The 19,128-nt window shown below is 41.2% G+C and carries 35 protein-coding genes; 31 read left to right on the top strand and 4 right to left on the bottom strand.

The window, feature by feature from the left end; translation table 11 throughout:
* Window positions 1-119 precede the first annotated feature (119 nt).
* A complete protein-coding gene (locus MKZ10_RS14635; protein ID WP_342505676.1) occupies window positions 120-749 on the top strand; it encodes an exosporium glycoprotein BclB-related protein in 630 nt (209 codons plus the stop codon).
* A gap of 462 nt (window positions 750-1,211) precedes the next feature.
* On the opposite strand, the gene MKZ10_RS14630 is transcribed toward MKZ10_RS14635, so the two are convergent.
* The 3 genes from MKZ10_RS14630 to lexA all read right to left on the bottom strand — a co-directional run bounded on the left by MKZ10_RS14630 (window position 1,212) and on the right by lexA (window position 3,953).
* A complete protein-coding gene (locus MKZ10_RS14630; RefSeq protein WP_342505675.1) occupies window positions 1,212-2,399 on the bottom strand; it encodes a site-specific integrase in 1,188 nt (395 codons plus the stop codon).
* Window positions 2,400-2,483: 84 nt separating this feature from the next.
* Window positions 2,484-3,002, bottom strand: a complete 519-nt coding sequence (locus MKZ10_RS14625) for a hypothetical protein (protein ID WP_342505674.1) — start codon at window positions 3,000-3,002, stop codon at window positions 2,484-2,486.
* A 273-nt stretch (window positions 3,003-3,275) separates the two neighbouring features.
* A complete protein-coding gene (gene lexA / locus MKZ10_RS14620) occupies window positions 3,276-3,953 on the bottom strand; it encodes a transcriptional repressor LexA (RefSeq protein ID WP_342505673.1) in 678 nt (225 codons plus the stop codon).
* 171 nt (window positions 3,954-4,124) lie between these two features.
* Between lexA and MKZ10_RS14615 the strand changes: the two genes are divergently transcribed.
* The 22 genes from MKZ10_RS14615 to MKZ10_RS14510 all read left to right on the top strand — a co-directional run bounded on the left by MKZ10_RS14615 (window position 4,125) and on the right by MKZ10_RS14510 (window position 15,941).
* Window positions 4,125-4,391, top strand: coding sequence for a hypothetical protein (locus MKZ10_RS14615; protein WP_342505672.1), 267 nt, complete (start codon window positions 4,125-4,127; stop codon window positions 4,389-4,391).
* Window positions 4,392-4,482: 91 nt separating this feature from the next.
* Entirely contained in the window at window positions 4,483-4,722 is a 240-nt protein-coding gene (locus MKZ10_RS14610) for a helix-turn-helix domain-containing protein (protein WP_342505671.1), read from the top strand.
* A gap of 47 nt (window positions 4,723-4,769) precedes the next feature.
* On the top strand, window positions 4,770-5,438 hold the full coding sequence (locus MKZ10_RS14605) for a Rha family transcriptional regulator (protein WP_342505670.1): 669 nt from the start codon (window positions 4,770-4,772) through the stop codon (window positions 5,436-5,438).
* Window positions 5,439-5,605: 167 nt separating this feature from the next.
* Window positions 5,606-5,893 carry a helix-turn-helix transcriptional regulator gene (locus tag MKZ10_RS14600; protein ID WP_342505669.1) on the top strand — a complete coding sequence of 96 codons (288 nt, stop codon included), beginning with the start codon at window positions 5,606-5,608 and terminating at the stop codon, window positions 5,891-5,893.
* A 13-nt stretch (window positions 5,894-5,906) separates the two neighbouring features.
* Complete coding sequence (locus MKZ10_RS14595) at window positions 5,907-6,071, top strand: hypothetical protein (protein ID WP_342505668.1); 165 nt, start codon at window positions 5,907-5,909, stop codon at window positions 6,069-6,071.
* 268 nt (window positions 6,072-6,339) lie between these two features.
* A complete protein-coding gene (locus tag MKZ10_RS14590; protein ID WP_342505667.1) occupies window positions 6,340-6,492 on the top strand; it encodes a hypothetical protein in 153 nt (50 codons plus the stop codon).
* A gap of 92 nt (window positions 6,493-6,584) precedes the next feature.
* A complete protein-coding gene (locus MKZ10_RS14585) occupies window positions 6,585-8,573 on the top strand; it encodes a hypothetical protein (RefSeq protein ID WP_342505666.1) in 1,989 nt (662 codons plus the stop codon).
* On the top strand, window positions 8,573-8,737 hold the full coding sequence (locus MKZ10_RS14580) for a hypothetical protein (protein ID WP_342505665.1): 165 nt from the start codon (window positions 8,573-8,575) through the stop codon (window positions 8,735-8,737). The genes MKZ10_RS14585 and MKZ10_RS14580 overlap by 1 nt, the downstream gene beginning before the upstream one ends.
* Complete coding sequence (locus MKZ10_RS14575; RefSeq protein ID WP_342505664.1) at window positions 8,730-9,866, top strand: hypothetical protein; 1,137 nt, start codon at window positions 8,730-8,732, stop codon at window positions 9,864-9,866. Before MKZ10_RS14580 ends, MKZ10_RS14575 begins: the two co-directional genes overlap by 8 nt.
* Complete coding sequence (locus tag MKZ10_RS14570; protein WP_342505663.1) at window positions 9,866-10,567, top strand: MBL fold metallo-hydrolase; 702 nt, start codon at window positions 9,866-9,868, stop codon at window positions 10,565-10,567. Before MKZ10_RS14575 ends, MKZ10_RS14570 begins: the two co-directional genes overlap by 1 nt.
* Before the next feature lie 24 nt (window positions 10,568-10,591).
* On the top strand, window positions 10,592-11,506 hold the full coding sequence (locus tag MKZ10_RS14565) for a DnaD domain protein (RefSeq protein WP_342505662.1): 915 nt from the start codon (window positions 10,592-10,594) through the stop codon (window positions 11,504-11,506).
* 16 nt (window positions 11,507-11,522) lie between these two features.
* Window positions 11,523-11,915, top strand: a complete 393-nt coding sequence (locus MKZ10_RS14560; protein ID WP_342505661.1) for a YopX family protein — start codon at window positions 11,523-11,525, stop codon at window positions 11,913-11,915.
* Entirely contained in the window at window positions 11,912-12,175 is a 264-nt protein-coding gene (locus tag MKZ10_RS14555; RefSeq protein ID WP_342505660.1) for a hypothetical protein, read from the top strand. Before MKZ10_RS14560 ends, MKZ10_RS14555 begins: the two co-directional genes overlap by 4 nt.
* Before the next feature lie 5 nt (window positions 12,176-12,180).
* Window positions 12,181-12,645 (top strand): single-stranded DNA-binding protein, encoded by a 465-nt coding sequence (gene ssb / locus MKZ10_RS14550; RefSeq protein WP_342505659.1) that lies wholly within the window; start codon window positions 12,181-12,183, stop codon window positions 12,643-12,645.
* A gap of 21 nt (window positions 12,646-12,666) precedes the next feature.
* A complete protein-coding gene (locus tag MKZ10_RS14545) occupies window positions 12,667-12,921 on the top strand; it encodes a hypothetical protein (RefSeq protein WP_342505658.1) in 255 nt (84 codons plus the stop codon).
* Window positions 12,918-13,484 carry a dUTP diphosphatase gene (locus MKZ10_RS14540; RefSeq protein WP_342505657.1) on the top strand — a complete coding sequence of 189 codons (567 nt, stop codon included), beginning with the start codon at window positions 12,918-12,920 and terminating at the stop codon, window positions 13,482-13,484. Before MKZ10_RS14545 ends, MKZ10_RS14540 begins: the two co-directional genes overlap by 4 nt.
* A gap of 119 nt (window positions 13,485-13,603) precedes the next feature.
* The gene (locus MKZ10_RS14535) at window positions 13,604-14,104 is read left to right on the top strand and encodes a DUF1064 domain-containing protein (RefSeq protein ID WP_342505656.1); all 501 of its coding nucleotides are present in this window, start codon (window positions 13,604-13,606) and stop codon (window positions 14,102-14,104) included.
* 18 nt (window positions 14,105-14,122) lie between these two features.
* Window positions 14,123-14,362, top strand: a complete 240-nt coding sequence (locus MKZ10_RS14530) for a hypothetical protein (RefSeq protein WP_342505655.1) — start codon at window positions 14,123-14,125, stop codon at window positions 14,360-14,362.
* Window positions 14,363-14,528: 166 nt separating this feature from the next.
* Window positions 14,529-14,798: a hypothetical protein gene (locus MKZ10_RS14525; RefSeq protein WP_342505654.1), complete on the top strand. Its 270-nt coding sequence runs from the start codon at window positions 14,529-14,531 to the stop codon at window positions 14,796-14,798.
* Window positions 14,799-15,076: 278 nt separating this feature from the next.
* Window positions 15,077-15,247, top strand: coding sequence for a hypothetical protein (locus MKZ10_RS14520; protein WP_342505653.1), 171 nt, complete (start codon window positions 15,077-15,079; stop codon window positions 15,245-15,247).
* A gap of 226 nt (window positions 15,248-15,473) precedes the next feature.
* Window positions 15,474-15,692, top strand: coding sequence for a hypothetical protein (locus MKZ10_RS14515; RefSeq protein WP_342505652.1), 219 nt, complete (start codon window positions 15,474-15,476; stop codon window positions 15,690-15,692).
* A gap of 39 nt (window positions 15,693-15,731) precedes the next feature.
* Window positions 15,732-15,941: a hypothetical protein gene (locus tag MKZ10_RS14510; protein WP_342505651.1), complete on the top strand. Its 210-nt coding sequence runs from the start codon at window positions 15,732-15,734 to the stop codon at window positions 15,939-15,941.
* 53 nt (window positions 15,942-15,994) lie between these two features.
* Here MKZ10_RS14510 and MKZ10_RS14505 read toward each other — a convergent pair whose 3' ends face one another.
* The gene (locus MKZ10_RS14505; RefSeq protein WP_342505650.1) at window positions 15,995-16,213 is read right to left on the bottom strand and encodes a hypothetical protein; all 219 of its coding nucleotides are present in this window, start codon (window positions 16,211-16,213) and stop codon (window positions 15,995-15,997) included.
* Window positions 16,214-16,452: 239 nt separating this feature from the next.
* Between MKZ10_RS14505 and MKZ10_RS14500 the strand changes: the two genes are divergently transcribed.
* The 8 genes from MKZ10_RS14500 (at window position 16,453) to MKZ10_RS14465 (ending at window position 19,124) form a co-directional block, all read left to right on the top strand.
* The gene (locus MKZ10_RS14500) at window positions 16,453-16,710 is read left to right on the top strand and encodes a hypothetical protein (RefSeq protein ID WP_342505649.1); all 258 of its coding nucleotides are present in this window, start codon (window positions 16,453-16,455) and stop codon (window positions 16,708-16,710) included.
* On the top strand, window positions 16,707-16,931 hold the full coding sequence (locus MKZ10_RS14495; protein ID WP_342505648.1) for a helix-turn-helix domain containing protein: 225 nt from the start codon (window positions 16,707-16,709) through the stop codon (window positions 16,929-16,931). Before MKZ10_RS14500 ends, MKZ10_RS14495 begins: the two co-directional genes overlap by 4 nt.
* Window positions 16,932-16,933: 2 nt before the next feature.
* Window positions 16,934-17,164, top strand: a complete 231-nt coding sequence (locus MKZ10_RS14490; protein ID WP_342505647.1) for a hypothetical protein — start codon at window positions 16,934-16,936, stop codon at window positions 17,162-17,164.
* A 21-nt stretch (window positions 17,165-17,185) separates the two neighbouring features.
* Entirely contained in the window at window positions 17,186-17,314 is a 129-nt protein-coding gene (locus MKZ10_RS14485) for a hypothetical protein (RefSeq protein WP_342505646.1), read from the top strand.
* A gap of 332 nt (window positions 17,315-17,646) precedes the next feature.
* Window positions 17,647-17,844: an XtrA/YqaO family protein gene (locus MKZ10_RS14480; RefSeq protein WP_342505645.1), complete on the top strand. Its 198-nt coding sequence runs from the start codon at window positions 17,647-17,649 to the stop codon at window positions 17,842-17,844.
* A gap of 17 nt (window positions 17,845-17,861) precedes the next feature.
* Entirely contained in the window at window positions 17,862-18,494 is a 633-nt protein-coding gene (locus tag MKZ10_RS14475; RefSeq protein WP_342505644.1) for a hypothetical protein, read from the top strand.
* Window positions 18,495-18,589: 95 nt separating this feature from the next.
* Entirely contained in the window at window positions 18,590-18,931 is a 342-nt protein-coding gene (locus MKZ10_RS14470) for a hypothetical protein (protein WP_342505643.1), read from the top strand.
* A gap of 4 nt (window positions 18,932-18,935) precedes the next feature.
* Complete coding sequence (locus MKZ10_RS14465; RefSeq protein ID WP_342505642.1) at window positions 18,936-19,124, top strand: hypothetical protein; 189 nt, start codon at window positions 18,936-18,938, stop codon at window positions 19,122-19,124.
* Window positions 19,125-19,128: the final 4 nt, after the last annotated feature.

Raw genomic sequence — 19,128 nt, 5'->3', positions numbered from 1 at the left:
TGGTTGTTTTTTTCTGGAGATTATAAGGCAACGATAAAAAACTGTGAAATACAAATAGTTGATAGCCCGTCCGCCCTGCTACTGGTTTGAATAGGATAATGGAGAAAGGAGGTGTTAATATGAGTTTTAATCATGGATTTAATCAAGGATGTTGCGGTCGGCAAGCTCCCTGTAACGGGAGTGTCAATTGTACTGCACTTGGACCATTCAGAGCGATTGACTCAGCGTGCATCGTTCCACCAGCTATCACTGGTTCGGTCATTCCATTCGCTTCAGGTTTGACTCCGGTTGTTTTGACTACTATTGCAGGTGATTTAGTGAGTACGGGTGGTTTAGTTGGATTTGGTACAAATGTACCTACAGTGGGTGCTCTCGGTACTACAATTGACTTGACTGGTCTGTTAAACGAAGCTTTTTCTGTTCCACGAGCAGGTACAGTAACGGCTATTTCTGCAGCATTCACTGTAACAGCTGCAGCTACTCTCCTTGGAACTACAACGGTCACTGCACAAATTTATCGTGCGCCAGCAGGAAGTACTCTCTTCACTGCTACAGATGTGGCTGTTAATCTAGCCCCGGATGTCGGCCTAGTAGCTGTAGGGGGTATAGTTGAGGGAACATCCTCGAATTTCCCACCATTGTCCGTAAATGCGGGAGACCGTTTGTTAATGGTGTTTTCAACAACTACAACGGGTCTTCTAGGTGGAGTAATAACTGGTACTGCAAGTGCGGGTATTACTATTGCGTAATGTGCAGAGAATAGATACAAAAATTGAAATAAAGTATACAAAACGAATGATTCATTCGTGAAAGTCAGCCCTTTTCATCTGAACGATGAAGAGGGTTTTTATCAGTTCAGTAGTATTTTTTTCTACTGGATGAAAGTTTCTAATAAGAGGTAAAACTTGTCCACAGCACGAAATTTTATAGTTTTCGGAGAACAAAAAAAACACCATCCTCGTAAGGATGATGCTAGTCTATAAACCCTCGTTCCATAAGGGTTTGTATGGTGAGCCGCCTTTGCCGTACGGTCTTAGAAAGTTTTAAACCACCACTTCTCAAATGTGCGGTTTGCATTTTTATCATTTATTAAGAAGTGGTAAGAATGCTGATAAATTGAGGTTTCAAAGTCTGAGTTTAATAGATTTTAGTAGAGAATGATAGATTTTGATAACAATTTTAACCCCAGTTTAGCCCCGCGTTAACCCCAATTATTTTGGCCTTGGTTTGAATATACTTTCTAGCATATTTGCAGCAGCACGATCGGCAGATTTGAACGCATGACCATATGTGTTCATTGTAACAGAAATATCGGAATGTCCCAAGCGCTCTGATATTATTTTTGCGTGTGCACCCTGAGCAATTAATATGCTCGCGGAAGTGTGTCGCAGATCGTGTAGACGTATATATTTAAATTCGTGCTTCTTCAAAAACTTACTCCAACGGTTCGTAGGGCTAGAAGGGTACATATGAGTTCCGTCCCGCTGTCGAAACACCCAGTTATATTCTTCTTCAATCCAACTGTCGCCTGCATCTGTTTTTTCAATTTCTTGCTGGTCGTAGAACAACCTTAACTCCGCCATCATGCTTTCTGGCAGGGTAACTGTACGCCTAGAGGACTTTGTTTTCGTCTTCTTAATAAGCGGTCCTGATTTTGTAAGGACGATAGTAGTTCTGATTTCAATTTGGTTGTTCTCGAAGTCAACGTTGTTCCATTCTAATCCAAGTAACTCACCTCGCCGTAAGCCGGCAGCTAGGGCAAGGGTAAACATGACGCGCCAGTGGGGCAGCTCAGTTTGCAATAGTTGCATCAGTTCCGCTATTTCATCTTCTTCATACACTTGTACTTCCTCGTAATCTTCTTCTGTGTCTGTCGGTTTCGGCTTTTCCACCCCGTCCATCGGATTGTCTTTTAGAACTTTCCACCTTACTGCATATTTGAAAACACTTTTTAAAGTGCCGTAAACATCCTGCTTTGAATGATACGTCAACTCGCCATCTTTTCCATCCTTCCGTTCCAATTCATCCAATAGCTTCATTAATATAAATTCGTTTATCTGTTTCATTTCCATGTGATCCAATACAGGGGAGATATGCAGTTCTAATTTACGTTGATGGTTGCCGTGAGTTGTCCCTGCAAGTTTCGATGCATACTTTACGTCCCACTCTGTCCTGAATTCAGCAAACGTCATTTCTTGCGGGCGGATATAGTTTCCCGAAAGAACCTGCGTTTTGAATTTTAAGTATTCGTGTTCCAAATGTTCTTCGAGTTGCTTCGGAGTAAATTTACCTTCTACTTTATATGGCATTCGTTCTTTAGGGTATATGCCTTTCGCATTTATAGGTAAATAAACAGTAAAGCGGTATGAATTTTCACCGCGTTTTTCGATGTTAGCCATTAGAATGTCCTCCTTAATCAATAAATTACGATTGTACGTTCGGTTAGTTGGTCAAAAGAAAAGCCCTGGTAGGGCGGTGTTACTTTACATAAATGGCCTTACATCAAATGAAATTTTAATCACATCAATATCTTTGTCACTTCCTATAGACCAAACCTCATCAATTTTATCCGAAACAGATTGGTAACGCCAAGCGAATCCAGTATCGGCAGCCTTCGTCATTCTTTCGGCAGGTGATATACCTAGCTGTTTCAAATGCTCTTTAAATGTCGTTTTTACGAATTTAGATTCTGGGTTATCGCTAACATAGATATTAATCCTTATCAGCCGATCTTTATCATCGAAAACGAATTCTGAATAATAACCCTCCCAATCGTAGTAAAAATAGGTGAGCACGTTATTTGCACCTGTTGATGGAGTTTGGTAGTTAATATCCTCAAAAGATTCCGGTTCCCCGAGCTTGTCCTTAACAAAAGCCTGATTAACTAATGAAAATTGTTCTACATTTAATACAGGTTCAACAGGCTCATTAGTAGCAGATTCACCACATCCGGATAAGATAAGTATGAAAGATAATAACATCACTGCTGATATCTTTTTCATAATAAACCTCCTATTTATTTCAAAGAACATTCCGTAAATTCTTAAGATGCGCAACCCCTTAAGTAGGGGAGACTGTTCAATCAAACCACTCAAGTTTTTCAAGTCTACCACCATGATTTTAAAAAAAGATTAAATGGTAGGTTTTTACATTTAGGAAGAACAATATTTTTATTTTATATAATTATTTTGTACCTGAACACAAGTAAACTCGGGTTTAATTGACTGCGAACGGATGTTTTTTATGATACTATTTCCTATTTTATATAATTATTTTCAAGGTTCAAAAATAACTTGGATAACTTTTCCGACAATCCTAGCACTTTCATGATTCACGAGAATAGGTTCGTATTTATCATTAGATGCAATTAATAAGGTTTGACCGTTATCCAACTTTTTCACCTTTTTTAATGTTGCTTCGTCACCATTTACATTAACTACTGCGATTTCTCCGTTTTCAACTTCTGGTTGCATCTTTACTATCACTCTGTCACCTTCGTAAATTCGACTACCTACCATTGAATCGCCTTTTACCTTTAACATAAATAGTTCATCGGGGTCGTAGTCGCCCATACTCGGGATATCAATGTAATCCTCAATGTGCTCAGCCGCGAAAATAGGTTCTCCTGCAGCGATGTGACCTAATAACGGAATTCTAAAAAAATCAATTACAGGATTAAGTTTTGTTACATAAGCCGCGTTATCTTCTTTTATTGCTTCGTGTTCGCCAAAGTGACCCGCGGCGCCCATTAAGTCGGTGTAAGTTACCTCATTATAAGCCTTTTCAGCCAATAACTTTATTGTATCTGGATTCGGCGGAGTATCTAGTAAACTCCTCATCAATCTTGAAATGTGCGCCGCACTGATACCGGAGTGCATCGCGTATTGGTTTATAGATCTGGCGCCTTTAGCTAATTCCAGCAGTCGCGAGAATTCTTCTTTATTAAATGACATAATTCCACCTCACTCTAATTAAATCTTATTCAAATCATTGACTATAATCAATGATTACAAAAATAATTCAAATAAATCTATTGACTACATGTAATACTTGATGTATATTTAGATCAGTTCATTACATACAGTCAATGTTGTTTGTAGTTAACGATTCTAGGAGGTGATAGTATGTACTTGAATAAAGATAAACTTTTCCAGTTAATGAATAAGGAGTGCGAAGGGAATTATAACGCTTTCGCTAGAGAAATAGGGGTGAACGTTGCACACCTTCACAGATTCATCAACACTGCAGAGAGTGAAGCGGGACCGAAGTTGTTAAGTGCAGTAGCTAAATACTGCGAGAAAAGCGGATTAGATTATAAGGATTTTATTTTTTTAGATAAACCGTTGACTGCATGTAATGGTGATTTGGACAAGCCGAAAGAAGTCGTCTAAAAAATACGCACCTCACACCCAGCGAAATGCATTTGAATAGCCACCTGCGCCACGATCCGATTAGGAGAGCGACTAACAGAGTTAAAGAGCCGTGATTCAAATCCAGTTTGGTGGGTGTGAAGGAAACGGAAGAGAGGTGGACGAGATGGAAGAAACGGAAGCAATCACTTTATCCGTAAAAAAAGTAGCAGCACTAATCGGCGTAAGCACTGCGACAGTTTATACAATGGCCAGACTCGGCGAAATACCGCACAAGAAGGTTCGCAGTCGTATCTTGTTTCATAGACCGACGATTGAGCAATGGTTGATGAACGAACCAGTTCATTCGTAACTATGTAGGCATTACAAATCTACTAACTATTAATAGGAGGGGTTGGAATGAATCAATTAAAAGTGGTTTCTATTAACGGGCAGCTAGTAACTGATAGTCGAGATGTTGCAACGATGGTGGATGTTCAACATAAGCATTTATTGGCAGACATTCGTAAGTATAGTGAGATTCTTCACGGACGAGAGTTCGGCAGTGAGAAATTCTTCATTGAAAGCACGTATTTGAACACACGTAACCAAATACAACCATGTTACTTACTCACGCGGGTTGGTTGCGACATGGTAGCGAACAAAATGACTGGTGAAAAGGGCGTTCTATTTACAGCTGCATATGTTACTAGATTCGAAGATATGGAGAAGTCACTCAACGCTCCAAAGCCACTTACTGAAAAAGAACAACTCAGAGCTTCATTGAGGCTAAGCCTTGAAACGTCGGAGGATGTTGAGGTCCTTAAAGAAGACGTAGCCGTACTGAAAGACAAAGTGGAGAATCAAATAACACTGGATTACGGGGAGCAACGTGGATTGCAAAAGGCTGTTGCGAGAAAGGTGTACGAGTTAGAAGTGCATGAGCAACTGAGGCCGAAAATGTTCCGTGAAATCTACAGAGAAATCAAGGACAGGTTCGGAGTTGCTTCTTATAAAGATGTGAAGCGGAAGGATCTTCAAGCGGCAGTGAATTATGTGAATGCTTGGATACCGAGAAAAGTTTCGTAAAGCGGGGAGGGGCGGGCATGCCCCTTGCGAAGCGATTTGTAGCGAGGTTGTCGGAGGGGTCGTTCCAACAAGTTAACTTCATTAACTATATTACTAGGTTCGTATTGGAAATGTCGGCTCGTTTTGGAACATGTCCGAAAATGGAACATTTGAGAGGGTGAATGATTATGGATATCAGTTTTCTTCGGGAGACCAGAAAAAGGGCTAAATTATCGCAAGAAGATATAGCGCCACTTATGGACCTCTCGAGAACAGCTATTACCAAACTAGAAAAAGGGGACAGGGCGCTTAAGTTTGATGAGGGTATCAAGTGGATGCAGATTGTAGGATCGCGAATACAAGCTACTGGTACTACCTCTTTGGAGTTAGGGGTGGCGATGGTAAATGGTGTGGACATATTAGCACTGGCGCAGACGTTAACTCAATTCGTTGGCGGCTTTATCAAATTCTTTTAAGTAGGAGGAAATCATGGACGTATTTGTAGGAGCGGAACACGAACGCTATGCGGCGGAATTATGTTTGAGGGTTGCGAACCAGAGATTGAAAGAAAACGACGTTGAAATGGCAATCAAACGCACAGAAGAAGCATTACGTTCACTGAAAGCATTGCAGGAAATAAAAAAAGCCGACTAACGTTACCGCGTCAGCCGACAAGAATCTCTCGATACAAACATTATAACACATTGTAGGAGCTTTGGCTCCTATCAAACAATTCGCGAACGAGGATTTCCTCCATCTTCCACGGCGTCGTTTGCGGATTGTTTGATGGGATTCAACCATCAGAAAGGATGTGAAATGCGATGTCTATCAAGGTGAAAGATTGGAAACGTCTATCAACCAAGCAAAAACTAGTATTGCTACACTTCGCTTCGCTTCGCAAAAATAAAAAGGGGTGAGCTAGATGGGTGAATACGCTGAAATGACGTTAGACGGTGATTTCTGCGAATCCTGTGGCGAATACATGGGTGATGGTCACGGTTACCCGCAACGATGTGCTGGCTGTCATCACGAAATCACAAAGGACGAGCTAGAAAGGGAAATTGGACAAAAATAAACCCGCTGCGACAACAGCGAGTTCGGGGTTCTGACAATCTTATTACCGCTATTCTAGCGCAGAACCCCTCAAATGACAAGGAGGAGAACATTTTGAAAGAAATTAAATTGATCAGCTTATCACTTAAAAACTTCAAGGGTGTGAAAGATTTCACCCTCACAGCAAACGGAAACGATGTGCAAGTATTCGGTGACAATGCAACGGGTAAGACAACCTTGTACGATGCGTTTCTATGGCTCTTATTCAACAAAAACAGCCAGAACCAAGCGAAGTTCTCGCTTAAGACACTGACGCAGGATGGGCAGGAAATGAACAACTTGGAACACGAGGTTGAAGCGGTGTTCCTGGTAGATGGACAACCCCTCGCGTTGAAAAAAGTCCACTATGAAGACTGGACTCAAAAGAGGGGTGCAGCAGAGAAAACGTTCAAAGGTCATAAAAATGACTATTTCATTGATGAAGTACCTACGCCAGAAGGTCAGTATAAAAAAGCGATTGAAGCGTTGATTGATGAAGAAGTATTTAAACTTTTAACGTCTCCTACCTATTTTAATGACGATAAAATCTACAAATGGCAAGATCGCCTTAAGATATTGCTTGATATCACAGGCGACTTAACGGATGAAGAAGTCATTAACGCTAACAAGGCACTCCAAGAACTCACAGGCATCTTGAACGGTCGGAAAATCGAGGACCACAAGAAAGTCATCGCTGCTAAAAAGAAAAAAATCAACGATGAAATCAAAAGCATACCAACGCGAATCAGCGAGATTAACAACATGCTTCCAGAAGGAAATGTTGACGTTCCTTCTATAGAGAAAGAAATCGCGGTAATTGAAAAGGAAATTGATGGCCATACGGCGCAAATTAGCAATATCAAGAATGGTACAGCGATTGTAGGAAAGCAACAGGAACTGCAGCAGGTCGCACTAGATTTAGAAGCCATTAAACGAGAACTTGAAGCTGATTCAATCGAAAAGGCGAATAAGGTCAATGCAAAAATTCAAGAAGAGCAATCTAACATCGCTATCCTTAAACGTAAAAAAGAGGATGCGGAATACCAGGTTAAACGTAACAATGATGAATTTGCGACTGTCGAAGCGAAAATTGCACCACTTCGTGAAGAATATACCGTACTTGAATCGTCTGAATTCACTCACGAAATTGAATGCGTTTGTCCGACTTGTGAGCAAGACTTACCAACGGACAAAGTTGCAGCGGCAAAAGAAAAGGCATTGACTGCTTTCAACCTTAAAAAGTCGCAAAGGCTAGAAGAGATTCAGGAACTCGGGCAAGCCGGCGCCAAAAGGAAAGCTGAGCTCATTGAGCAGAACGAAAAATTAGTTAACGGAGTAGCCACTACGCAGTCCGAAATTGAAGCGAAACAGCAAGCGGTAGCGAAGCTAGAAGATGAACTAGAAGCCCTTAGAACGGCTGTTAAGGACGCGCGACAAGATGAAAAATACCAGACCAAAATACTTGAGCAAGCAAAATTGAATGAAGAAATTAAGGCGCTTCAAGAAAACGCCGAGAACGCAGTTGTAGGCATCGAAAGCGAAGTCGCTACTCTACGTACTAAACGCGCTGAACTCAATCAGCAAATAGCGCAACAGGCACATTTCGAGTCATCTATCAATCGAATTGCCGAACTGGAAGCGCAACAAGAACAGCTTGCAAAAGAGTTTGAAAACGTTGAAAAAGAATTGTTCCTAGTCGAAGAGTTTACGCGTATCAAAGTGGAAATGTTGGATGAAAAAATAAACAGTAAGTTCAAGATTGCTCGATTCAAACTTACTCACAAACAGGTAGACGGAACGTTGGTGGATGTGTGCGAAACAACGCTCAATGGAGTTCCGTATGGTTCTGGATTGAACAATGCAGCGAAGATCAATGTCGGACTAGATATCATCCAAACGCTTTCTGAGCATTACGGATTTAGAGTGCCCGTCTTTATTGATAACGCAGAAGCTGTCACTCGTTTAGCCGAGATGGATGCGCAGGTTATCAGTTTGGTTGTATCAGAAAAGGACAAGCAGTTACGGATTGAAAAGCAGACGCAAGATATGAAGGAGGCCATCTAATGAGTACTCTTCCAGAGCGGATAAAGAACGCTAAGAGCATGAAGGATTTGGATGCACTTCGCATGGATTGTGTCTTGGACCGTGAAAACTTCCTATCAAACCAGCGACTTTTTATCAAACAGAAAAATAAAATCAGAAGACATGGAGGACAACTAAATGACTAACCAAATAGCAGCACCAGCATATTCAACAGCACTGACGAAAATCAGCAACACATTTTTCCCGATGATTGAGCAACAACTCACTGGCAACGGACTCAGCATGGACCATTATGCAAAACAATGTGTAATGAGTGCCATATCAAGCATCAATGCTGTTTTAGATTCGAAAAATGTTACATGGCACGATCAGCAGTTAGATAAAAGCAACGTTACGCAAACGCTACTAACTGTCGCTTCGCTGAAGTTGAATGCTGCGGCAAGCCCAAGGGAAGTGTACTTCCAAATGCGGAATGTCAAAAAGAAAGTCGATGGGAAAGATGTTTGGAACAAACAGATTGAGATGGGGATTGAAGGAGACGGCAACGACGCCATTCTATCCAACTTCGGACGAGGCGTTAAAGAAGTTCACCAGTTTTGGTTAGTTCGCTCAGAAGATAAATTTGAATATCCAACTTATCGCGGGATTGAAATGGAACCTCCTGTATGGCAACCGAAAGGTGTAGGTGATGTTGTACGTGTTGTTTATCCAATTACCAAAGCGAGTGGACAAGTCGAATATCACATTGCTGAGCGCGAAGACGTTTCAAAGAATTTAATTGCTCATATTAACAACAACCTCATGAATGAAACGTTCGGAATTGCAGAAAGTCGTTTCAAAGCGAATACAAAACAGAAACAAGAAATTGATGCAAAAAAACGTGAAATACTCAACAAAGTGAAGGAATTAGGTTTAGCGGCATTAGATGACGAAGGTGTCCAGCAGCATGTCAGTCCAGCGTGGAAAGAGCCGCAAAGTCGTGAATCTATGATAATCCGAAAAATGCGTAACAACATTGTGAAGAAAGTACCGAAAGATTTCGGCAATGCCTTTGTCGAGATGACTTACAACGAAGCGGAAGACGAGTCATACGCTCGTCATCGTCGAGAAGTTAATGAAAATGCGAACTCTGAACTACTGGATATTCAACCAGAAGCAACACCTGTGAATGAAGCAGAAATCATTGAAGAGAAAGATTTGGAATCACAAGCTCTTGATATTGATCCAGCCACTGGCGAAATCACTTCCGAACCTATTATTCAGGCGGAACCAGAGAGACAACCAGTCACAGCCACCAACGGACCTGGTTGGTAATGATTGAAATCAAAACGCTCGCAACAGGAAGTACGGGGAATTGCTACTGGGTTACAGATGGCAAAACCCCCCTCCTCTTGGAGTGCGGCATATCATTCAAAAACATACAGAAAGCACTCAATTTCAAGACATCGGACATTACGGGCGTATTAGTCACCCATGAACATAAAGACCATTGTAAAGCCGTCAGAGAGGTTTCAGAACGCGGGCTGGATATCTACATGTCGCCAGGTACAAGAGAGTCGATTGGAATTGAACATCATCGCATCAAGGCGGTCGAGAACAAGAAGCAGTTCAAGCTCGGTACGTGGACCATATTGCCGTTCGACACCGAACACGATACAGCGGAGCCGTTTGGCTTCTTACTCGCAAATGATGTAGGGGATAAGCTGCTGTTTCTAACTGACACGTACTATTGCAGATACCGCTTTTCTGGCATTACGCATCTTATGGTCGAATGTAATTATTCTATGAAAATACTTGATGAAAACGTAATGAATGGAAGAATCCATAAAGGACTGAGAAAGCGCGTTATGCAGTCGCATTTCAGCTTGGAAAACTTGCTTGAATTTCTGAAAGCTAACGATCTATCACAGGTCCAAGAGATTCATTTGTTACATCTTTCGGATACAAATTCGGATGAAGCGGTGTTTAAGAAAACGGTACAGGAACAGACGGGGAAACTCGTAATCGTTCCCTAATTTAGATAGGGAGGAGGTACGAAATTGGGTGGTTGGATTAAGTTTCACAGGAAGATATTAGACAACGAGATTTGGCAGGATGTGACCGCATTCCGACTCTTCACACTGTTATTACTCAGAGCCTCTCACAAGGACGGCGTGAAGACGAGGGGCATCGAAGTGAACCGAGGGCAGTACCTCCGAGCCTATTCGAAATTAGCGGAAGATCTGGAATATATGGAGGGGAGAGGCTACAAAAAGGTCCCAAAAAGCACTGTCGAAAGAAAAGTTAAGAAATTAGTTGATGCATCTATGGTGTCTGTTAGCGAGACGGTTAGTGGGACGCTGTTTACCATCACTAAATACGATGACTATCAAGGGTTGGATGATATAAATGAAACCCCTAACAGGACGGAAGACGAGACGAACTCGGGACGACCGCGGGACGACCGCGGGACGAACGTGGGACAAGAACAAGAACTAAAGAACTTAAGAACTAAAGAATTAAGTAATACTACTACAACTACAGCGACGTCTGTCGACGGATTTGCAGAAGTCTTTCAAACGTTCGAAGCCAATCTATGCAAACTGTCACCACTACAAAGAGATTCGTTAGGAATGTGGTTTGATGACTTCGACCAAAACAAAGAAATCATCCTAGAAGCAGTAAAAATTGCTGATGATCGAAACAGAAAGAATTTCGGATTTGTTGAATACCTGTTCAAAGAATGGGCTAATAACAAATTGACCACTGTAGAGCAGATTCAGTCCCACGAAAGAAATAAGTTTAATAAACCAAATCATCAATCTGGCGGACAAAGAAGATACGGATCAACTCGTGAAGAGAATACACCTGAATGGTTCGGCAAAGAAGATCGAGCCAAACCTGTTGCGCCAGTATCGGATATCGATGTCGAACGTGAACGACAGAAATTATTAAGGGAATTAAACGCGAATTGAGAAAGGGGTGTGCGGTATGAGAGAGATAAAGTTTCGAGTTTTTGATACAACAACGCATGACATGTACCACCCGGGAGAGGACGGCTCACAGTTGATAATCGGTATGAGTCATGCTTTGGACGGTGACCGTAATTACGTGGCTCTATGGTCAGATGAAGGCGAGATATGCCGAGAAGGCGATGCGGAATTTATGCAATACACAGGGTTAAAGGATAAAGACGGCCGAGAGATTTACGAAGATGACATTGTTGAATTTGGGGCAGGACCGTATCAGGTTGTTTATGAAAAGGGTTGCCACTATGTCCATACGCCTCATGATTCTGAATTTCTGCATGTAATTAAGGAGTCTTACATCGAAATTATCGGCAATATTCACTCTAATCCGGAGTTGCTGGAGGTGGCGGAATGATAAGAAAAGGTGGTCATCTTGAAAAAGAAACCGGATTTATGATGATTGACAATGTGCCGGAGGGAAAGTGCAAAGTTTGCGCAACGGGGCATTCCGAAGACCAACCACATAACCAACAAAGCATACATTATCAATATAAATTTTATGATGAAAATGGACGTTGGCCGACATGGAATGATGCTATGAAACATTGTTCTGATGACGTTAAAAAATACTGGTCAAATGCACTTAAAAGTAAAGACATAGACATTGGAGTGTGATTTAAATGATAAACCGCGTCGTATTAGTCGGCAGGCTCACGAAAGATCCCGAATTGAAATACACACAGACGGGTGTGGCAGTTACTCGCTTCACTCTTGCGGTGAACAGAACGTTTTCAAGTGCATCGGGCGAACGTGAAGCTGATTTTATCAACTGTGTAACTTGGAGAAAGCAGGCAGAGAACACAGCGAACTTTTTAAGAAAAGGCAGTCTAACAGGAATCGAAGGTCGAATTCAGACAAGCAGTTTTGATGGTCAGGATGGGAAACGCGTTTTCATGACTGAGGTTGTGGCAGATAGCGTCCAATTCCTAGAGCCACGCAATGCATCTGCTGGATCCGGAACATCAAATCAAGGTACTCAACCAAATCAGCAGCCGACTCAACAAAACTATACACGTACTGATAACGATCCGTTTTCGACAGGCGGGGGACCAATAGAGGTTTCGGATGATGACCTCCCGTTTTAACTCTATGAAAGGGTGAGTACTGTGAACCTAGATTGGCAATGGCAGCAGGAAAACGCGAAGTTACGGAAAGAGAATGCGGAGTTGAAGAGGAAACTCGCAATCTACTTGGTTGGGGAGTTAGACGATAGAAAAGCGTCGGATAAGCAAATATTCACTAAGCAGCAGACGGAGTTTATCCGTGAAAACGAACTGAATTATAACAAAGTTTACAAGTTGACACATAAGTACAACTCAGTTGAGGATGCGCTTATAGAAGTATTGGAGGGAACGATTTGAATCTTGAAAAGTTGTTTGAAATGCAGAAGATGCTGGATAGAAAAATACATGAACGATTTCCAGAGTTAGATGGGCAGAACAATATGGATTGGAAGATCCTCGCTTTACTCACGGAGATTGGCGAATGTGCGAACGAATGGCGCGGATTTAAGATGTGGAGTGAGGATAGGGAGCCGAGGGCAAAGGCGTATTCCCATCATGAGGAAAAACGGTATGAAGGCGGAGGTTTTTCGAGCATAGCGAAATACGATAGAAACCCACTACTCGAAGAGTACGTTGATAGTCTGCATTTCATTTTGTCGATTGGGTTGGAATTGGGACAAGAGAAATATGTAGAAAACATAAATCATTACATTTACGAAGAACCATATATGACAAATGACGTGACACTGCAATTTAATTACGTTTTCAGTTTGGCGACGAAAGTTAGAAAACAGTATAAGCCATTGTTTAGTTGCTTTGTAGCTTTAGGGGAGATGCTCGGCTTCACATGGGAGGAAATCGAATCTGCTTACTCCGCTAAAAATGAAATCAATCATGCTCGGCAAGACACAAACTACTAGGAGGGGCGACATGAAAAGGAAGTGTGTTGAATGTAGCAGCCCAGTACGGCAGAGGGGTAAGTATTTATGTTATGCGTGCTTTGAAAAAGCGTTGAGGGATTTGCTTAGGAGGGATAGCGATGAGGAATCCGCAACGAATCAATAAATCGTCCAGACGTTCGAGAATACCAAAACCAGTTAAGCAGCCACGTCAACACCGTTCGAAGAAAGTGGAGTTTCAAGGCATTGAGTTCGATAGCCAAACAGAATTTCTTTATTACCGAAATTTGAAAAGTGATCCGACCGTTAGAAATATTCATTTGCAACCAGAGTTCCAGATTATCGATTCGTACAAGGTTACATGCAAGCGGTGCGTGGGCGTTGGGATGTTAATCAATACCAAGACAGGCAACGCGAATAAGTGCCGTCTGTGTAACGGCAAAGGACGTAGGGACAAGCCGGGAGCAAAATACACGGCAGATTTTGAAGTAACGTACATTGACGGGCACGCCGAAGTCATTGACGTTAAGGGAGGTCCGGTCACAAGGGATTTCCCGTTGCGAAAGAAGTTGTTTGAAATGCGGCACGGCGTGGAGTTAATCGTGGTGCGATTGAAGGATAAGGAATGGGTGAGGGAATAACCATAAGGGGATGAGGAGATGGGCGAGTATTTTACAACGAGGGTAAAGCGTGGGAGCAAGGAAGATCTCGACAAACGAGTCGCGGAGCTTGTAGCAGACGGTTTCGAAGTAGTAGGCGTTCATAACGAATCTGAAACGCGGAAAATGTTTGATTTGAATCCAGATTCGCGAGGCCCAAAGAAAAAGTTCGCTAATGATTTCACGACACATAAATACGTAGCTGTTTTACGCAGAAAGAACACGAGGGTCCACGCATGAACGCTGTCATTGTTGACAGTCGCACGCCTTGGATGATTAAAGAGGACGAGCAGATGGCTTGTATGACCAGATGTAGGTTGTACAAGCATTGTGAAAGCAGGATTGGTAGTAAGTGCAAGAAACTCGGCGGAAGCGAGATACCCAAGTTAAGGGAGCGTGAAAGCAAGTGACGGTAATCACCATACAGGAAGTTTTGTTATTGATTATTAGCGCCGGATTGATTGCGTTGTTGGCATATTGGCTGGGTAAGCGAGATGGAAAGAATGGAAAAATCTACGTGGTTGAAAACGGTAGTTATGTTGAGGATTATTATCGTGACAAAAAGAATGCCCTGAAACAAGTAAATGAGATTAATAAATTCATTGATAGTAACGGGCATTTAGAGAATATGGACAAGACACCTTACTATGTGAGGGAAATGGAAACGGCGGATTAGACACATTAAGTGACGTAAGGAAGGTGAAATGGATTGCCTATAATTACAAACAACTTGGAAACGGAACAAGACATTGCTGATTACAAGGCCTGGTTATCGGGTAAGCGAATCAATTCTATAAAAAGAATTAAAAGGATGTTGGAAGTCGATAAGATTTATAGACCGAATCATTGGAGAAATATCATTTTGAGGATTGAATTGATGGACAAGGAAATAAAAAGTAGAGAGTCCTAGTGACACATAACGACCAAAATGCGTAACAAGGAGTGATTAAAATAATGGAATGGTATTTTAAACAATTCATAAAAGAACAGATCGAGAAAGGAGTGTCGGATGAAGAAATTGCTGCACAAGTTCCGTACTCCGTAGCTGATGTTGCTTTTGCTAGGGCGATGCATAACGGTCCGATGTCTTATTTGCAATTAAACAAAGTTGAGTCATTGGAATGAAACATTGCAAAGATACTTACCGATCATTTAGTTGATTAAATCAAGATTCATTAAATGACTCAAAAGAGGTGGATATATTGAGGGTTTGTATTAATTGCTTGGAGCATTTCAATGCCGAAGAATCATGTGCAGTAAATGATGAGTTTTACTGTAGCGCAATATGTGAAGCCGAGCATGATGATTAGCTCCACAGTTCGATAATGTGTAGTAAAGGGGCTGTTTCGATATGTTTGAAAAATCTTTAGGGGATTTGTTGTCTGAACAACAACAAGAAGAATTGAAACGTTTAGAATCTTTACCGAAACCGATTAAATACGTCAGTGATGAATGTGTTAAATGCGGAAGGGTTCGTGTGGAACTTTACGACAATGGGCATTTAATTTGTGAAAAGTGTAATTGGAGTCACACAACCAACGAATACAGTACGCACAGAGAATTCATCTAACGAACAGTACGACCATTAAGCGTAGGAAGGGAGATTTGATTGTTAAATCTATTGTTAGCAACGGTAATTACGATTGTTGGAGTGATTATTCTTCTGTTACTTACAAAGCCGTCGAGAGAAGAAATTGCATTCGACGATCTTGAAAAGGCATGGAATGAGCTGTTGGATGCGTTTGCTAAATCACTTAAAATTGATAGATTTCTGGAATGGTTAATTAGAAAATTGAATCGATACCAAAAGCGAAGTTAGGTCAAACAGTCGAACTTTGGATGATTGCGACTGATTAAGCGTAAAAAAGCCCGTTAATCGGGCTTATAAACTACCAAAGCTATTTCAGCATCTTGTTCGGATACACGAAAGATTGAACGAACTTGTTCAATGGATGGTAATTCACCGTAATCCTCCGTGTAACCAGTTATGTAAGCTTTCATTTTAACTTTACGTGGAGCTTCAAGGATTACCACTTTCGGGTCAGTCGTTTCAATTTTGGTTTTTGGGTATATTATGAATTCGTTTTTCATACGGAAACATCCTTTCAATTGTTTATTATCGCATGATAAGAGTTCCGAAAATAGTGGAGAAATAAGGGAGTGAGTGCCTTGAAGAAATGCAAACGTTGCAACGGGAAAGGGATGCTGTTTGTTAATAGTGAAGTAGACACAGGAAAAGTTACACGCTTGTTTGGTATTGAGTTACCAATTTACAAGGAAGGTAAGACTCAAATGACATGCGGCTATTGTTTCGGAAAGGGGATGAAATAATGTTAAGTCAAGAGCAGATAAACGTTGATTTGTTTGATGAGGTTAAGAGGTTGCAAGCGAGAAATGCGCGGTTGGTCGAGAGTTACAACGAACTCGTCATCCAAGAAAACGCTATGCAAGCACACTATAATTTAGCATTTAAAAACATGCAGATGTTTAAGAAGTGTGTTGTCGATATTACTATTGCGATGAACACTGAACGTCCAGCGGAGGAAAAGACACGGGATATACGTCGGATTTTGGATAGCTTGAAATGATTGCCCAAGAAAATAAACACGTGTTATTTGAAAATGTCGAAGTCAAATGGGTGTGGAAAGAATGGGAGTTAATGAGGTTTCGCGATATGTGGAATACAGGCGAACCAATTAACGCGATTGCTAAAGCGCTCAAAACGAATCAGCGTAGTATCACTTTACTAGTGGTGGATCAGGCAGAAGAAGATTACATCAAGCAACGACGGATGGGATTGGGGGTGTGAAAGTGAAGATTGATTTAGTAAGGTCATTCATGCAGGTTGAAGGAAATCTGAAATTGGATATGACTTGGATGGAAAAGGACGGTTCAGTGAAATTTACAGGGTCTCGCAATTACGGTCCAGACGATGAAAGTCGCATCAGAATAACCATGGACAAGCATCAGGTGGAAGCTATCGAAGAATGTGAGACTGTGATAGGGATTTATGCACGCTATAAAGATATGGGGTACTTCTGAATTATAAAAAGGGGTGAAAGTATGCATTGGGAATGTAGATATTGCGACACAGGGTTTTATCCAGTGAATAATGGTGGCGATCTTGTATGTGTTGGATGCGGTGCGGAATGGGAAGCGGCAAAAATGTTAGTGAAGGATGAAGAGGAATAAAAAAGGCATCAATCAAGACGCCTTACATCATTTGAAAAGCTCGTGAAATCCTAGATTCATTGGAATCGCCCATATATAAGCACCGAATAGAGCTACTGGGCCAATAAGAAAATTAAACAGTTTGGTAGGTAGCCAACTAAATAGTATTTTATATATAAAAACGACGGCAAACATTGTGATAGCTAATACGATTATCGGACCTACGAATTGCATCGAGTTAAATTCAACACCTTCAAATAAGTTCAATAGATATACCACCTTTTTAGACAAATAAAAAGACAGGATTCCTCCTGCCCTAGACAAGCAAAGTATACCACATAGGAGGGGTCCTGGTGAATAAAGACATTACTTTTAATCAAGATGCAATATTGTTGGGAATTGGTATAATGGAACTACCAATGAACTGTGTTGTGGTGATTTCGGACGGGGTTGCGAAAGTGAGAGAGTTGCCGGAGCACGGGGAATATCGGATTGTGACGCATCAGGGGAAGATTAAGCGGATGCGGAGGGAAGAAGGGGAAGAGTTTTGAGGGACGACGTTGAACATATGGTTAAGAATGTCTTGATAGCAAGCCTTTTATTGATCACTTTATCATGCATTTCGTTGTTACTCGTATCAGGGATTAACTTTACGTCTATTTTCTCTGACAAGGTTTCGCAAATTGTATTTGATCCCTCATTTTTAGGGTCATTTTTAGGGGCCTTGTTTTCAAGTTCTATAGCGTTAATAGTTTTATTTATTCAATTTAATAATCAGAAAAAAGTACGGAGGCAAGATGAATATCGAAAGTATCACAAGTATATCAATCTTTTTAGTATCGAACTAGAGTGGTACTTAGATAAGATAACTTCTGAAAAAATCGAAAAACTAGTGAAAAGTAATAACTATATTAACAATAAAATATTAAGAGACAGTACAGTAGAAATTATTAAGAGTATTGAGTCTATTGATGACGACGTTATTATAGATGATGTTTTTGTTAGATTTGCGACAATGAAACTCATTCTAAATGAAATGGGAACTATACTAAGTGAAGATTTAAATGGTATTGAAAACGAAGAAGATGAGAATAGCGTAATAAGTTCACTTCAAGCAAATCGGATAATCTTACAGCAATCAAGCGATGAGATTAACAAGAAGTTAAGTGAAGCGAAAAGGGAATTAAGAATAAAAGAATAAGTCCCCCTGGCCAACCAGAGGACAACGATTGATTACAGCATTGCGCTGTGTCATTTGTTGTCCTCTTTTTTATTTCAGAAATAGGGAGTGAGGCAATGGATATCGTTGTAACTATACCAAAAAGCGAGTACGAAAATGACGACAATGAATTGGTTGATTACTTATCAAGCGACGATGTAGTGATGTTCTGGACGCTTCCAGTCATTCCGAAACAACTTCAAGTCGGCGATAGGGTTTATTTCGTGAAAAACAATCGGATAGAACGGTCCATGAGGCTCTTAGAAATAAAAATGGATAGCCAAATGACTTGTGAAACGACAGGAAGACAGTGGAGCGGCAAATGCCAACTGATTATGAATGATTTACGAATGGAACAATTCAATACAGAAATAAAGGGATTTCAGGGTTTTAGATATTTAAAAACGGTGATGGGGTGAGGGAATGCGATCATTGCAAACGGAGTTGATTGAAAAAGGACTCTCTGATGCTCGTACAGGCGAGATAGACCGACAGAATGCTAGGACAAGCATTAAGTCGAAAGAACGGCTGTCAGATAGAGAGTGGCGGGAATTGATGGGTACAAACAGGGCGACGCACAGGAGAGTTAAAGGGCGAGTTAAACAACGATAGGGGG

The organism is Sporosarcina sp. FSL K6-2383 (assembly GCF_038618305.1).
Classification (GTDB): domain Bacteria; phylum Bacillota; class Bacilli; order Bacillales_A; family Planococcaceae; genus Sporosarcina.
The sequence above is the reverse complement of the archived record's forward strand: the minus strand, read 5'-3'. Positions and strand labels throughout refer to the sequence as shown.

Bases quoted from the DNA above. Each gene is read 5' to 3' on its own strand.
- MKZ10_RS14485 (WP_342505646.1), top strand. From the start codon at position 17,186: ATGCATTGGGAATGTAGATATTGCGACACAGGGTTTTATCCAGTGAAT.
- MKZ10_RS14500 (WP_342505649.1), top strand. From the start codon at position 16,453: ATGTTAAGTCAAGAGCAGATAAACGTTGATTTGTTTGATGAGGTTAAG.
- MKZ10_RS14605 (WP_342505670.1), top strand. From the start codon at position 4,770: ATGAATCAATTAAAAGTGGTTTCTATTAACGGGCAGCTAGTAACTGAT.
- MKZ10_RS14470 (WP_342505643.1), top strand. From the start codon at position 18,590: ATGGATATCGTTGTAACTATACCAAAAAGCGAGTACGAAAATGACGAC.
- MKZ10_RS14615 (WP_342505672.1), top strand. From the start codon at position 4,125: ATGTACTTGAATAAAGATAAACTTTTCCAGTTAATGAATAAGGAGTGC.
- MKZ10_RS14570 (WP_342505663.1), top strand. From the start codon at position 9,866: ATGATTGAAATCAAAACGCTCGCAACAGGAAGTACGGGGAATTGCTAC.
- MKZ10_RS14465 (WP_342505642.1), top strand. From the start codon at position 18,936: ATGCGATCATTGCAAACGGAGTTGATTGAAAAAGGACTCTCTGATGCT.
- ssb (WP_342505659.1), top strand. From the start codon at position 12,181: ATGATAAACCGCGTCGTATTAGTCGGCAGGCTCACGAAAGATCCCGAA.
- MKZ10_RS14535 (WP_342505656.1), top strand. From the start codon at position 13,604: ATGAGGAATCCGCAACGAATCAATAAATCGTCCAGACGTTCGAGAATA.
- MKZ10_RS14625 (WP_342505674.1), bottom strand. From the start codon at position 3,002: ATGAAAAAGATATCAGCAGTGATGTTATTATCTTTCATACTTATCTTA.
- MKZ10_RS14555 (WP_342505660.1), top strand. From the start codon at position 11,912: ATGATAAGAAAAGGTGGTCATCTTGAAAAAGAAACCGGATTTATGATG.
- MKZ10_RS14575 (WP_342505664.1), top strand. From the start codon at position 8,730: ATGACTAACCAAATAGCAGCACCAGCATATTCAACAGCACTGACGAAA.
- MKZ10_RS14590 (WP_342505667.1), top strand. From the start codon at position 6,340: ATGGGTGAATACGCTGAAATGACGTTAGACGGTGATTTCTGCGAATCC.
- MKZ10_RS14505 (WP_342505650.1), bottom strand. From the start codon at position 16,213: ATGAAAAACGAATTCATAATATACCCAAAAACCAAAATTGAAACGACT.
- MKZ10_RS14580 (WP_342505665.1), top strand. From the start codon at position 8,573: ATGAGTACTCTTCCAGAGCGGATAAAGAACGCTAAGAGCATGAAGGAT.
- MKZ10_RS14560 (WP_342505661.1), top strand. From the start codon at position 11,523: ATGAGAGAGATAAAGTTTCGAGTTTTTGATACAACAACGCATGACATG.
- MKZ10_RS14530 (WP_342505655.1), top strand. From the start codon at position 14,123: ATGGGCGAGTATTTTACAACGAGGGTAAAGCGTGGGAGCAAGGAAGAT.
- MKZ10_RS14520 (WP_342505653.1), top strand. From the start codon at position 15,077: ATGGAATGGTATTTTAAACAATTCATAAAAGAACAGATCGAGAAAGGA.
- MKZ10_RS14630 (WP_342505675.1), bottom strand. From the start codon at position 2,399: ATGGCTAACATCGAAAAACGCGGTGAAAATTCATACCGCTTTACTGTT.
- MKZ10_RS14515 (WP_342505652.1), top strand. From the start codon at position 15,474: ATGTTTGAAAAATCTTTAGGGGATTTGTTGTCTGAACAACAACAAGAA.
- MKZ10_RS14635 (WP_342505676.1), top strand. From the start codon at position 120: ATGAGTTTTAATCATGGATTTAATCAAGGATGTTGCGGTCGGCAAGCT.
- MKZ10_RS14495 (WP_342505648.1), top strand. From the start codon at position 16,707: ATGATTGCCCAAGAAAATAAACACGTGTTATTTGAAAATGTCGAAGTC.
- lexA (WP_342505673.1), bottom strand. From the start codon at position 3,953: ATGTCATTTAATAAAGAAGAATTCTCGCGACTGCTGGAATTAGCTAAA.
- MKZ10_RS14595 (WP_342505668.1), top strand. From the start codon at position 5,907: ATGGACGTATTTGTAGGAGCGGAACACGAACGCTATGCGGCGGAATTA.
- MKZ10_RS14600 (WP_342505669.1), top strand. From the start codon at position 5,606: ATGGATATCAGTTTTCTTCGGGAGACCAGAAAAAGGGCTAAATTATCG.
- MKZ10_RS14475 (WP_342505644.1), top strand. From the start codon at position 17,862: ATGGTTAAGAATGTCTTGATAGCAAGCCTTTTATTGATCACTTTATCA.